Raw genomic sequence first — 13,345 nt, 5'->3', positions numbered from 1 at the left:
ATATCAACGGAGGTTAATCATGCTGGGAAATATGCATGTCTTTATCGCAGTCTTAGGCACTATCGTATTCAGTGGTTTTCTTGCTGCGTATTTCAGCCATAAATGGGATGACTGATGAACACTGACACACCCGACCCGTAACGGCCCCTTGCTGCTTTTAGCGCAAGGGGCTTTTTGTTGGTGCCATTGTTATGCGAGCGGAAAAAAAGACAAAAAAAACCGCCAACGGTGTGGCGGTAAATGCTTGCATGGATAGATCTGTGTTTTGATTAGTCAGCAACTCAGGCGATTCCTTGCCCGGATGCAACATGAAATCAACCTATCACGCCTGACTTCAATGAAGCCTAAACGAAGCGGTTAATTCGGGCATGGCGTAGCGAAATCACTCACTTAATCCGCGATTTATAAGCATCGGCTCTGGGCGGGGATCGTGCCCACGCCAGTCGCGGTACAACGCCTCTAAATCACTGCTGTTGCCACGAGATAAAATCGCTTCGCGGAACCGCTGACCATTTTCCCGGCTGAGCCCGCCGTGCTCGACAAACCACTTATAGCCATCGTCAGCCAACATCTGCGTCCAGATATACGCGTAATATCCTGCCGCATAACCGCCGCCGAAAATGTGCGCGAAATAGCTGCTGCGATAGCGTGGCGGAACGGCAGCAAGATTGAGTTTTTCCTTAACGATGACCTCGTTTTCAAAGGCGTTCACGTCAGAGGGCACCGTCTCGGGGGTCACGCTATGCCAGTTCATATCCAGCAGCGCGGAACTGACCAGTTCGGTCATGTCATAGCCTTTGTTGAAGGTCGCGGCACGCATCATGCTGTCGCGCAGCGCCTCGGGCATCGGTTCGCCACTGCGATAGTGCCGGGCAAAACGGGCAAACACCTGCGGATGACGCGCCCAGTGCTCGTTGATTTGCGACGGGAACTCGACAAAATCACGCGGAGTACGGGTGCCGGACAGGCCCGGATAGCGCTGGCTGGCAAACAACCCGTGCAACGTATGACCAAACTCGTGGAACAGGGTGACCACATCATCCCAGGTCAGTAGCGCCGGATTGCCCGCCGTGGGTTTCTGATAATTGCAGACGTTATAGATAACCGGCCGCTGTTCAAGCAGCGTCGACTGCTGCACAAAGTTATCCATCCACGCCCCGCCGCCTTTCGAGTCACGGGCGAAGAAATCTCCGTAGAACAGCCCCAGCCCTTCCCCGTTGGCGTCGAAAATTTCCCAGACGCGCACGTCAGGATGATAAACAGGGATGTCAAAACGTTCGACGAAGCGAATACCGAACAGCTGCGACGCGGTCCAGAACACGCCTTCGGTCAGGACGTTGTTCAGTTCCAGATAAGGCTTTATCTGCGATTCATCGAGGGAATATCGCGCCAACCGCACCTGTTCGGCATAGTAAGCCCAGTCCCAGGCCTGGGCCTGGAAACCGCCCTGCTGTTGGTCGATAACCTGCTGAATATCCGCCCATTCACGTTCGGCGCGAGCCCGAGCCGCAGGGGTAATTTTACGCATAAAGCTGAATGCCGCGTCCGGCGTTTTCGCCATCTGATCGGCCATGCTCCAGCTGGCGTAATCGCGGTAGCCGAGCAGTTTTGCCTGCCCGGCGCGCACGCTGACAAGACGTAAAATCAGTTCCCGGGTATCGTTCTGGTCGCCTTTCTCATTGCGCAACCAGCCCGCATTGAACAGATTTTCACGCGTCTGCCTGTTCTGAAGCTGAGCCAGCGCAGGCTGCTGAGTGCAGTTCAGCAGCGGCAGCAGCCAGCGGTCGGTTAGCCCCTTATCACGGGCCGCGCTGGCGGCAGCGGAGATCTCTTCGTCGCTCAGGCCGTCGAGTAAGTGACGTTCATTTAGCACCAGCCCCCCGGTTTTCGCGGCGGCCAGTAAACGCTGATGGAACTGCGTGCTGAGCGTAGCCGCTTGCGTATTCAGGGCACGCAGTTGGTCTTTTTGCGCTGGCGCCAGTTTTGCCCCCGACAGAATAAAACGCTGATAAACCACCTCCACCAGGCGCAGCGATTCGGCATCGAGATTCAACGTACTTCGCTGCTGCCAGACCTGCTCCACCCGCGAGAATAGCGCGTCGTTGAGGTAGATATCGTTCGCCAGTCCGGCCAGCTCAGCGGAAAACTGTTCATCGAGCTGTTGAAGCGTGTCGTTGGTATGCGCGTTGGTCATGGCGTAAAACACCGAGGTGACGCGCTCCAGCAGTTCGCCGCTTTTTTCCAGCGCCACAAAGACATTGTCAAAGGTCGCGGGCTGCGTATTCCCGGCGATGGCGGCCACGTCTTCCCGCTTACGGCGCAGGCCTTCGTCAAACGCAGGCCGGTAATGGTGGTCCTCAATCAGGTCAAAGCGTGGGGCCTGATACGGCAGCAGGCTGACGGTTAAAAACGGATTCTCATTGCTCATCATTCACTCCTGAAAACGGGACTGTCCTTAGAGTAGGCAACCCCTTGATAAACCGCAATGATTTCCCCTGCCACCGCCACGGCGATTTCTGCGGGCAGTTTGCCTTTGACGTCCGGCAGGCCGATCGGGCAGCGCATTGTCTCGCGTTTTTCACGGTTGATCCCTTTGCCTTCCAGCAGATAATCAAAGCGCTGGCGCTTGGTCCGGGAACCAATCACGCCCAAATAGCCAGCGTCACCCCGCTTTAATACCGTTTCTGCCAGCGCCAGATCCAACGGGTGATGATGAGTCATCACGACGAACAAACTGTTACTCGGGGCATGGCGGGCCACGTCGCACGGGTCATCAGTATGAAGGCAGCGCACGCTCGCCGGGATGATGCCAAACTGCGCTTCACGTTCATCCACCCAGTTAACCCGGCACGGCAGCGTGGCGAGAATAGCCACCAGCGCCTGCCCCACATGCCCGGCACCAAACAGATAGATTTCCGGCTGCGGCAAGCCCCAGGGTTCAAACAGCACCTGAGTCATGCCGCCGCAGCACTGCCCGGTGCGCGCACCTAAGGCGAAGGTTTCCTGGCGAGGTGTTTGCTGTCCGGAGGCCAGCATCTCCCGGGCAATCGCCATGCACTGAAATTCCAGATTGCCACCGCCGATGGTCAACCAGCTTTCATCCAGACTCACTACCATCTTAGTGCCCGCCCCGCGCGGCACCGAGCCTTTATCCTGCAACAGCGTAAGAATAATCGCCGGAACCCGCCGGTCACGCAGGCGCAGCAGCACATCGAGCCATTCATCCGTTTTTTGCATCCCACGCCTCCCGTTGGCTGACCCCGGCCAGCACGCGCTCCGGTGTGGCTGGCGCGTCCAAATGAGGGTGCTGACGATAATCCCCCACCGCCGCGACCGCGTCCTGCAACGCGCACCACACAGATATCCCTAGCATAAACGGCGGTTCACCGACCGCTTTCGATCGATAGACCGTCTCCGCGCTATTGCCGTGCGCCTCCAGCAGCGACACGTTGAGCACCTCCGGCATATCGGTAATCGCCGGAATTTTGTAGCTCATCGGTCCGTCGGATAGCAGTCGGCCTTTATCGTCCCACTTCAACTCTTCGGTGGTCAGCCATCCCACGCCCTGCATGAATCCGCCTTCAATCTGGCCGATATCCAGTGCCGGGTTCAGTGAGTGCCCAACGTCATGCAGAATATCGGTCCGCAGCAGGCGGTATTCTCCGGTCAGGGTATCGACCAGCACTTCAGAACAGGCGGCGCCCCACGCAAAATAGTAGAACGGTTCGCCTCGCCCGGCCTGACGGTCGTAGTGAATCCCAGGCACTTTATAAAATCCGGTCGCCGAGAGCGGGACCTGATTCAGCCACGCCAGATTTGCCACCTGCGCAAAGCTGTAATAGCTATCTTTGACCTGTACCACGCCATTTGAGAAACGCACTTGCTCTGCGTCGCACTCATGCCGCGTACACAGCATCTCCACCAAACGCTGGCGCAGCGTCTGGGCGGCGATTTCCGCCGCTTTACCGTTAAGGTCAGCGCCGGACGAGGCCGCCGTGGGCGAGGTATTCGGCACTTTGCCGGTGCTGGTGGCCGTCATCTGAATGGTATCGAGCGGGATCTGCAGCACGTCGGCGACAATCTGTGCCACTTTGGTGTTCAGCCCCTGGCCCATTTCCGTGCCGCCGTGATTGAGCTGCACCGTGCCGTCGGTGTAAATCAGGATCAGCGCCCCAGCCTGATTGAGAAAACTGGACGTGAACGAAATGCCGAATTTCACCGGCGTTAGCGCCAGGCCACGCTTCAATACCGGGCTTTGCGCATTAAAGGCTGTGATATCCGCCCGCCGCTGGCAATAGCGTGCGGAATCGGCCAGTTGTCCGGTCACTCGCTGGGCCAGATTCTGTTTTACCGGCTGATGATAGTGGGTCACGTCCCGCCCGGGGCCGCCATAGAAATTCAGTTGACGTACCCGCAGCGGATCCTGTCCGAGATAACGGGCGATAGCGTCCATGATTTGTTCGATAGCCACCATGCCCTGCGGCCCACCGAAACCGCGAAATGCGGTGTTCGAGGCCAGATGGGTACGACAGCGATAGCCAGTGACCCGGGCATCGCCGAGGTAATAGGCGTTATCGGCATGGAACATTGCCCGGTCACAGATAGAGCCGGATAAATCCAATGAATAGCCGCAGTTCGCGGCCAGATCGATGACGATCCCGTGGAGTAAACCTTCGTCGGTGAAACCCACGTCGTAGCGCACAAAAAACGGGTGGCGTTTACCGGTTATCCGCATATCGTCCCGGCGAGAAAGCCGCAGCTTCGCCGGGCGTCCGGTGAGGCGAGCCACCAGCGCAGCATGGCAGGCGATGCCCGCCGCCTGGGTCTCTTTCCCGCCGAAGCCGCCCCCCATCCGACGCACGTCCACGGTGACCTTGCTTTGCATCACGCCCAGCACCGAGGCCACCAGCTTTTGCACTTCAGTCGGATGCTGGGTGGAAGACCAAATCTGCATCGCGCCGTCTTCCCCCGGTAGCGCCATCGCCACCTGCCCCTCGAGATAAAAATGCTCCTGGCCGCCAATGTGAAACTGGCCCTGCAAACGCTGAGGTGCTGAGGCAAGCGCCGCATCGGCGTCGCCACGCTGCTGGATGTGCGGCTGTTCGACAAAATGGCCTTTGGCCAGCGCCTGCTCGACGTCAAGCACCGCCTCGAGTGGCGCAATCTCAACCTTTGCGGCTAAAGCTCCGGCGCGCGCGGCGGCGGGAGACTCGGCGGCAATCATCAGCACCACCTGCCCGTGATACTCGACGATCTCCCTGGCGAACAGCGGATCGCCGGGTGCCAACGGGCCGATATCCAGCTCGCCGGGAACGTCCTGCCAGCTCAAAACGCGCACTACGCCGGGCACGCTGAAGCAGGCCGCGGTCTCGATATGGAGAATGCGGCCATGGGCGCAATCACTCAGGACCGGACAGAGATGCAACATCCCCGCCAGCGGGGTTTTATCGTCGATATACTCCGCCGTGCCGCTGACGTGGCGCTCGGCGCTGTCGTGGGGCCGGGATTGACCTGCCCGCCCTTGCAACTGTTGTAAAAACTGCGCTTTCAGCGCCGCTTCGGAAAATAGAGGGGGTTTAGCCGACATAGTCTGTAACCTCCACGGCGTGGTCAGATGTGATGTGCAGGAAATAGCGTTTCAGCAGATTCTGCGCCACCTGCAGACGGTATTCCGCACTGGCGCGAACGTCGCTCAGCGGGGAAAAATCCTGCGTCAGTGCCGCACAGGCGGCTTTCAGGGTTGTGTTATCCATCGGTTTGCCCAGCAGCAGCGCCTCGACGCTAAACGCTCTGGCAGGCGTGGCCGCCATACCGCCGAAGGCAATACGCGCGTAGGAAATCATGCCGTGTGTTACCTGCAGGTTAATCGCTGCAAAGACCGCTGAAATATCATCTTCGCGCCGTTTAGAGACTTTCCACAGCCGCAGATTCTGTGACAACGTCACGTCATCAATCACGATATGCGAGATAAACTCCCCAGGGTTAAGCCCCGTCTGGCGATAGCCGGGGAAGAACTCAGCCAGCGCCACTTCCCGCGAGTGTGCTCCGCAGCGCAGTCGCAGGCGAGCATCCAGCGCCAGCAACGCCGGGGCGCAGTCGCCAATTGGCGAGGCGTTAGCAATATTGCCCCCGATCGTGCCCTGGTTACGAACCTGCTGTGACGCAAAACGATTAAGCATCTCGCTGAAAGTCGGGATCACCATTTTCAGCTGATGCTGGAGCGTGTCCAGGCTGGTCATGGCTCCGATAATCAGCTGATTACCCTCGCGTGTTACCCCGTGAAGCTCCGCCACCTGCGCCAGTGAAATCAGCCGGGTATGCGGCTGATGGGCCTGAGTGACCCGCAGATTGAGATCGGTGCCGCCCGCCAGCAGGCTCGCCTGCGGATAGCGCAGACAGGCGTCTGCCAGTGCCTCCAGCGAGCCCGGCCTCAACAGCGCGTCGTCAGACGTTACGCTCAGGGCCTGAAGCTGTTTCACCGTTTGGGCCTCTGACGCCGTGAATTTATCGCTACAGGGCATGTTGAGGATCTGTTTTGCCGCTTCGACAATCGGCCGATAGCCGGTACAGCGGCACAGATTGCCGCCGAGATGATGCGTGACGGTGGCGCTATCTGCTGCCGCGCCGCTTTTGTGCATCGCGAAAGCCGACATCACGATCCCGGGGGTACAGAATCCGCACTGCGAGGCGTGTCCACAGGCCAGAGTGTGTTGCAGCGGATGCAATTCACCGCCGTCAGCCAGATCCTCCACCGTCAGCAACTGTTTCCCGGCCAACTGACCGACTAACAGTAAACAGGCATTGGCGCTTTGGTAGCGCATTTTGCCCTCGTCAACGCTGCCGATCACCACGGTACAGGCCCCGCAGTCACCGGAGGCGCATCCCTCTTTGGTGCCACAGCGCAATCGGTCGGTACGCAACCAGTTCAGCACCGTCAGATTCGGGTCGATATTGTCGATAGTGATGGCCTGTTGATTGAGTAAGAACTGAGTCATGCCGCCACCTCCAGAGCATCGCGTCGCCAGGCGCATTCGCCGTTGATCCACGTCTGGGCGATGTTGCGGTCGTCACCAAGGGTCATCAGCATAAACAGGCGTTCATAGATGTCGTTACAGCGGGCACTGCGCAGCTGTTGCAGCGGGGTCACCGCCGGGTCGAGTACCACAAAATCGGCCTCTTTACCGACCGCGAAATTGCCAATTTTGTCATCCAGACACAGCGCCCGGGCGCCGCCCAGGGTCGCGTGATAGAACGCTTCACTGGCGCACAGGCGGTAACTCTGCAACTGGCCGATTTTGTAGGCTTCGCCGAGGGTGCGTAGCATGCTGAAGGTGGTGCCTGCCCCGACATCGGTGCCGATGCCCATTTTGACCTGCTTCTGCCAGCAGGTTTGCAGCCGGAACAGGCCACTGCCGAGGAACAGATTGGAGGTCGGGCAAAACGCCACCGCCGAATCGCTGTGATGCAGGCAGTCCCACTCGGCTTCCTGCAAATGGATGGCGTGCGCGAACACGCTACGTTTCCCGGTCAGACCGTAATGGTGATACACATCGAGATAGTTTTCGTGCTCCGGCCACAGGCTTTTGACCCATTCGATTTCCTGCGCATTTTCGCTTAAATGGGTGTGCAGCCAGGTGTCAGGAAACGCTTCCCGCAGGCGCTGCACCGCTTCCAGCAAGGCAGGCGACGACGTCGGCGCAAAGCGCGGCGTGATGGCATAACCCAACCGCTGCTGGTTATGCCAGCGCAGGATCAGCTCGCGTGTCTGCTGATAGCTCTGCTCGGCGGTTTCCGTCAGGTAGTCCGGCGCATTGCGATCCATCATCACTTTCCCGGCAATTATTCGCATGTTTTGCTGCGCGGCGGCGGCGAACAGTGCGTCAACCGATTCCGGATGCACGGTGCCAAATACCAGCGCGGTAGTGGTGCCGTTCGACAGTAGCTGGTTAAGGAAAAATGCCGACATCTGCGCCGCGTGCCCGGCGTTGCCATACTGACTTTCCACCGGGAAGGTATAGGTGGTCAGCCATTCAAGCAGTTGCTCGCCAAACGCGCCGATCATTTCGGTTTGCGGATAATGGAGATGGGTATCGACAAAGCCCGGTACGATTAACTTGCCGCGTAAATCGACCCACGCGTCCGGCTGCGTCAGCTGCGACTGCCCTTCTTCCCAGCTCATTAACGCCGTCACCCGTCCGTCGGCGATAAACAGTAGCCCGTCCTCCAGAAAGCGCGCCTGGCGGGCAATGTCTTGCGGATGTTCTGCGACGGCAGCAATATCAAAAAAGCTCCCGCGCACCACACGGTGGTATTTCACCATCTCTGACCTCTTTTTTATCTCTTACCCGATGCGTGCCGGGCAACGATTTGCAGGTGTATTATCAGAGTAGATTGCAAAGAGAGTGCCAGCTTTGGATTTTATTATTTCTTATTTATTTCAATCAGTTAGTTATTATTCATTCATTTGCGCAACAAACTGAATAATATTCACTCCGCAACCGATTGCTTATTTCGGCAAACGGTTGCTTTGCATATAGGGATGTCTTTATTAAAGGCGTCTGACGAATGCAGTGTTTTTCATTGCACAGCGGGAGCGCATTTGCACCGTTACCGGGCACGCCGATCGGTCGAAATGCCGCTATCAGGGGCAGCAACTTCCGTTACCGCAGAATAACCGTGCGTGCTATGGTAGTAAGACAGTTAAAGCATTGAGGAACAGCAAGAATGATCGTACTGGTTACCGGCGCTACAGCCGGGTTCGGGGAAAGCATCACCCGCCGTTTTATCGCCAATGGCCATAAAGTTATCGCCACTGGCCGTCGTCACGAACGCCTTCAGGAGCTGAAAGAAGAGCTCGGCGACAATCTGCTGACCGCACAGCTCGACGTGCGTAACCGCGCCGCCATTGAAGAGATGATCGCCAACCTCCCTGCCGACTGGCGCAATATTGATATTCTGGTTAACAACGCCGGGCTGGCGCTGGGAATGGAACCGGCGCATCAAGCCAACGTCGATGACTGGGAAACGATGATCGACACCAACAATAAAGGCCTGATCTACATGACCCGCGCGGTACTGCCGGGCATGGTAGAACGTAATCGTGGGCACATCATCAATATCGGCTCAACCGCCGGAAACTGGCCTTATGCGGGCGGCAACGTCTACGGGGCGACCAAAGCCTTCGTGCGTCAGTTCAGCCTTAACCTGCGCACTGATTTGCACGGCACCGCCGTTCGCGTGACCGATATCGAGCCGGGCCTGGTGGGCGGGACTGAGTTTTCCAACGTCCGCTTCAAAGGCGACGATGCGAAAGCTGAAAAAGCCTATGAAAATGCCAATGCGCTGTCGGCGGAAGACGTGACCGAAGCGGTATGGTGGGTGGCGACGCTACCAAAACACGTCAACATCAATACCCTTGAGATGATGCCGGTCAGTCAGACCTACGCCGGGCTGAGCGTTCACCGCCAGGGCTAGCGATAATAAACCCGCCCGGTCAGCAGACCGGGCTGGGCGTAGCGCTAAAATCCGCGTAAAATAACGCACTTACCCCGCAATGAAGAAAGAGCCATGGCCGCAGAATCGCAACTCAATCCGACCCAGCCCGTGAACCAGCAAATCTACCGTATTTTGCGCCGGGATATCGTGCACTGCCTGATAGCCCCGGGGACACCGCTGTCCGAGAAAGAAGTTTCGGTTCGTTTTGACGTGTCGCGCCAGCCGGTACGCGAGGCGTTTATCAAACTCGCTGAAAACGGGCTGATTCAGATCCGACCGCAGCGCGGCAGCTATGTTAATAAGATTTCCCTCTCGCAGGTGCGCAACGGCTGCTTCGTGCGCCAGGCGATTGAATGTGCGGTGGTGCGCCGGGCCGCAGCGATGATTACCGATGCCCAGTGTTACCAGCTGGAGCAGAATCTGCATCAGCAGCGCATCGCCATCGACCGTCAGCAGCTGACCGATTTCTTTCAACTCGACGATGAGTTCCACCAGTTGCTGTCGCAAATCGCCGATTGCCAGCTAGCGTGGGAAACTATCGAAAACATCAAAGCCGCCATTGACCGGGTGCGCTACATGAGCCTCGACCACATCTCCTCCCCGGAGATGCTGTTACGTCAGCATCAGGATATTTTTAGTGCGCTGGAGAAGCGTGACGTCGACGCCGTGGATAAAGCGATGACCGTTCATCTACAGGAAATTAGCGAATCGGTGCTGCTCATTCGTCAGGAAAATCGCGACTGGTTTAGCGAAGAGTAATTCAGTAGTAGGCCCGGCGAACAGCGCCGCCGGGCAAAACACTTTACAGCCTGGCCGCGAAGGCCGCCACGGTGGCTTTGGCCCCTTTCTCCAGCAGTGACAGATAGGCATCCGTCACCTGCGTCACAAACTGGCTTTCCTGCGGCAGTTCGTTGCCGAAAATCGCGTCGATCCCCAGCAGCGCTTTAACACGCGCTTCGCCCTGGGCGCTGTTCTGCACCACGGTCTGGATAGTGCTCAGCAGCGGATCGCATACTTCAATCGCATTGCCCTGCTCGTCGATGCCATCGACGTAACGCATCCAGCCTGCTACGCCCAGCGCCAGCAGCGAGAAGTCGTTGTTTTTCGCCAGGTGCCAGCGCACGGAATCCAGCATACGCTGGGGCAACTTCTGGCTGCCGTCCATCGCGATTTGCCAGGTACGATGGCGCAGCGCCGGGTTGCTGTAACGATCGATCAGCAGATCGGCGTAGCGCCCGAGGTCAACGCCCTGCACTTTCAGGGTCGGGGCCTGCTCTTTCAGCATCAGCGCATGGGCGGCACGACGGTAGTTGTCGTCTTCCATGCACTCGTTAATATGCTGATAACCGGCCAGATAGCCGAGATAGGCGAGGAACGAGTGGCTGCCGTTGAGCATACGCAGTTTCATTTCTTCAAACGGGATAACGTCAGACACCAGTTCGGCTCCGGCTTTTTCCCACTGCGGACGACCAGCAACAAAGTTATCTTCGATAACCCACTGACGGAACGGCTCACAGGCCACCCCAGCCGGGTCGCGCACGCCGGTGATGGCTTCGATTTTATCCAGCGTTTCGGGCGTGACGGCCGGTACGATGCGGTCAACCATAGTGGACGGGAAAGTGACGTTCTGCTCAATCCACTCTGCCAGGTCGCCGTTCAGCGCCCGGGCATAGGCCCGGACCACTTTACCCAGCACGTGACCGTTTTCCGGCATGTTGTCGCAGGACATCACGCTGAACGCCGGAAGGCCCGCAGCTTTACGACGTGCCAGCGCTTCCACCACGACACCCGGGGCGGAGGTCGGCTGATGCGGGTTTTGCAGATCGGCGGCGATCAGCGGGTGATCAAGGTTGAGTTCCCCGGTCGCCGGGGAGTGGCAGTAGCCTTTCTCGGTAATGGTCAGCGAGACGATCGCCACCTGCGGCTCGCACATTTTTGCCAGCACGGTTTCCAGGCCATCAACCTGCGCATGCAGGGCGTCTTTGACCACCCCGACCATGCGTGCGGTCCAGGCATCGGCAGACATTTCTGCCACGGTATACAGGTTATCCTGGCGCTTGAGGTCAGCGATTTGCTGCTCACCGCCAATCAGATTCACTTCGGTATAGCCCCAGTCGCTGTTGTGCTCCTGAGCCAGAATATCGGTGTAGACGGCCTGATGTGCGCGGTGAAACGCGCCAAAGCCGAGGTGCACGATGCGGGAAACAAGTTTGGTGCGGTCGTAAGCGGGTACGGTCGCCTTAGCGGTTAAAAGCGTGTTTTGCATTATATGACTCACTGTTGAGGACGCTCATTGCCATACTAGAATAGCCACATGAACATCCCGTACTTTGATTTGCATTAATTTCTGTGCAAGTGGTATGACATGAAATGAAAGTTGTGTGACAGCCTTATCAGACTCTGGCTGCCACACGGTTGCCTTTAGCTATATTGCCCCAGTCGTGAGTCAGCGGTCGCCGGGGCACGTTCGGCGGCATCCTGCGGCAGACTCAGGTCGCGGTCACACACTTCTGGCATCAATACTGCCGACACCAGGCCAATCACCGAATAGCAGATAACCATCGCCACCATCGGCCACCAGCTCCCGGTGACATTACAGAAAATACCGGCCAGTAAGGGACCAAAGCCCACCGCCACCAGCCCGCCCGCTTCTTTGGCAATCGCCATGCGGGTAAAGCGATTTCGCGAGCCGAACATTTCCGCCATGGTGATGTTTTCCAGGGCAAACAGCCCGAGTACCGCCACGTTATGGATGACTATCAGGCTCAGCATGATGGTGCTGGCGCTGTAGCTTTTATCGACAATGATCGCCAGCATCGGATACGCGAGGATAATGGCCGAGATATTAAGGATAATGTACGGCAAACGGCGACCAAATTTGTCCGACAGCCAGCCCAGCAGCGGGATGGTGATAAAACCGATCACGGAACTGATCATCAACGCATCCGTCGGGATAGCCTTATCGAACAGTAGCGTCTGCACCAGATAACCGGCGAGGAACGTCTGGATCAACCCTGAGTTACCGGCCTGACCAAAGCGCAGCCCGGTCGCCAGCCAGAACGTTTTACTGCGGAACATTGCCCCCAGCGACGTCTCGTCGGCAACTGCCGCACTGGCTACCGCCCCGTTCTCGCTGACCTTTTCAAACACCGGGCTCTCTTTAAGATTCAGACGCAGCCAGATGGCGAAAATCATCACCACTACGCTTGCCAGGAACGGCACGCGCCAGCCCCAGGCGACCAGCGATTCCCGGTCGAGCAGGAAGAACATCACCGCCCAAATAGCCGTGGCGCTAAGCGTGCCGCAGTTGGTACCCATCGCGACAAGCGAAGAGATGATGCCGCGTTTTCCTTTGGGCGCATATTCTGCCAGCATCGTTCCGGCCCCGGAGATTTCTGCCCCCGCGCCCAGCCCTTGCACGATACGCAGGGTGACCAGCAGCACCGGCGCAAAGATCCCAATCTGGGCGTAGGTGGGCAGGACACCAATCAGAGTGGTGCAAATCCCCATCATGGTGATGGTGATAAACAGCACCTTTTTACGCCCGATGCGGTCGCCCATTTTGCCGAAGATAAACGCCCCAACGATACGCGCGATATAGCCTGCGCCGTAGGTCCCCATCGCCAGGATCAGCGCCATCGCCGCCGACTGTTCGGGAAAGAAAATCTCATGGAAAACCAGCGCCGCGCCGAGGGAATAGAGCTGGAAATCCATAAACTCCAGCGCCGTACCTAACCAGCCGGATACGGCGGCGCGGACCAGATCTTTGGTGCTTCGTACAGGTTGATGTTGCGTCATAGTCGTTATCTCTGAATGTAAGGTGCGGACCACTCACTCGCCACTCGCTGTT

The 13,345-nt window shown here is 57.9% G+C and carries 10 protein-coding genes; 3 read left to right on the top strand and 7 right to left on the bottom strand.

The window, feature by feature from the left end:
* Window positions 1-19 precede the first annotated feature (19 nt).
* Entirely contained in the window at window positions 20-115 is a 96-nt protein-coding gene (mgtS, locus tag ACG0Z5_RS00915) for a protein MgtS (protein WP_319630398.1), read from the top strand.
* Window positions 116-382: 267 nt separating this feature from the next.
* Here mgtS and dcp read toward each other — a convergent pair whose 3' ends face one another.
* Genes dcp through guaD form a run of 5 tightly spaced genes read right to left on the bottom strand, consistent with a single transcriptional unit; the run spans window position 383 to window position 8,320 of the window.
* Entirely contained in the window at window positions 383-2,428 is a 2,046-nt protein-coding gene (gene dcp / locus ACG0Z5_RS00910) for a peptidyl-dipeptidase Dcp (protein ID WP_394445060.1), read from the bottom strand.
* Entirely contained in the window at window positions 2,428-3,237 is an 810-nt protein-coding gene (gene xdhC / locus ACG0Z5_RS00905) for a xanthine dehydrogenase accessory protein XdhC (protein ID WP_394444876.1), read from the bottom strand. The genes dcp and xdhC overlap by 1 nt, the downstream gene beginning before the upstream one ends.
* Window positions 3,221-5,587 carry a xanthine dehydrogenase molybdopterin binding subunit gene (gene xdhB, locus ACG0Z5_RS00900; RefSeq protein WP_394444875.1) on the bottom strand — a complete coding sequence of 789 codons (2,367 nt, stop codon included), beginning with the start codon at window positions 5,585-5,587 and terminating at the stop codon, window positions 3,221-3,223. The genes xdhC and xdhB overlap by 17 nt, the downstream gene beginning before the upstream one ends.
* Window positions 5,577-6,995: a xanthine dehydrogenase small subunit gene (gene xdhA, locus ACG0Z5_RS00895; RefSeq protein WP_394444874.1), complete on the bottom strand. Its 1,419-nt coding sequence runs from the start codon at window positions 6,993-6,995 to the stop codon at window positions 5,577-5,579. Before xdhA ends, xdhB begins: the two co-directional genes overlap by 11 nt.
* The gene (guaD, locus tag ACG0Z5_RS00890) at window positions 6,992-8,320 is read right to left on the bottom strand and encodes a guanine deaminase (RefSeq protein ID WP_394444873.1); all 1,329 of its coding nucleotides are present in this window, start codon (window positions 8,318-8,320) and stop codon (window positions 6,992-6,994) included. The genes xdhA and guaD overlap by 4 nt, the downstream gene beginning before the upstream one ends.
* Window positions 8,321-8,724: 404 nt before the next feature.
* Between guaD and ydfG the strand changes: the two genes are divergently transcribed.
* Together ydfG and ACG0Z5_RS00880 are read left to right on the top strand one after the other, a co-directional pair.
* Window positions 8,725-9,474 carry a bifunctional NADP-dependent 3-hydroxy acid dehydrogenase/3-hydroxypropionate dehydrogenase YdfG gene (ydfG, locus tag ACG0Z5_RS00885; RefSeq protein WP_394444872.1) on the top strand — a complete coding sequence of 250 codons (750 nt, stop codon included), beginning with the start codon at window positions 8,725-8,727 and terminating at the stop codon, window positions 9,472-9,474.
* A 93-nt stretch (window positions 9,475-9,567) separates the two neighbouring features.
* Window positions 9,568-10,254, top strand: coding sequence for a GntR family transcriptional regulator (locus tag ACG0Z5_RS00880; RefSeq protein WP_394444871.1), 687 nt, complete (start codon window positions 9,568-9,570; stop codon window positions 10,252-10,254).
* A gap of 43 nt (window positions 10,255-10,297) precedes the next feature.
* Here ACG0Z5_RS00880 and ACG0Z5_RS00875 read toward each other — a convergent pair whose 3' ends face one another.
* Window positions 10,298-11,761, bottom strand: coding sequence for a mannitol dehydrogenase family protein (locus ACG0Z5_RS00875; RefSeq protein ID WP_394444870.1), 1,464 nt, complete (start codon window positions 11,759-11,761; stop codon window positions 10,298-10,300).
* Window positions 11,762-11,916: 155 nt separating this feature from the next.
* Complete coding sequence (locus ACG0Z5_RS00870) at window positions 11,917-13,293, bottom strand: MFS transporter (protein ID WP_394444869.1); 1,377 nt, start codon at window positions 13,291-13,293, stop codon at window positions 11,917-11,919.
* Window positions 13,294-13,345 lie beyond the last annotated feature (52 nt).

Source organism: Scandinavium sp. M-37 (genome assembly GCF_043558715.1).
Classification (GTDB): domain Bacteria; phylum Pseudomonadota; class Gammaproteobacteria; order Enterobacterales; family Enterobacteriaceae; genus Scandinavium; species Scandinavium vulneris_A.
The sequence above is the reverse complement of the archived record's forward strand: the minus strand, read 5'-3'. Positions and strand labels throughout refer to the sequence as shown.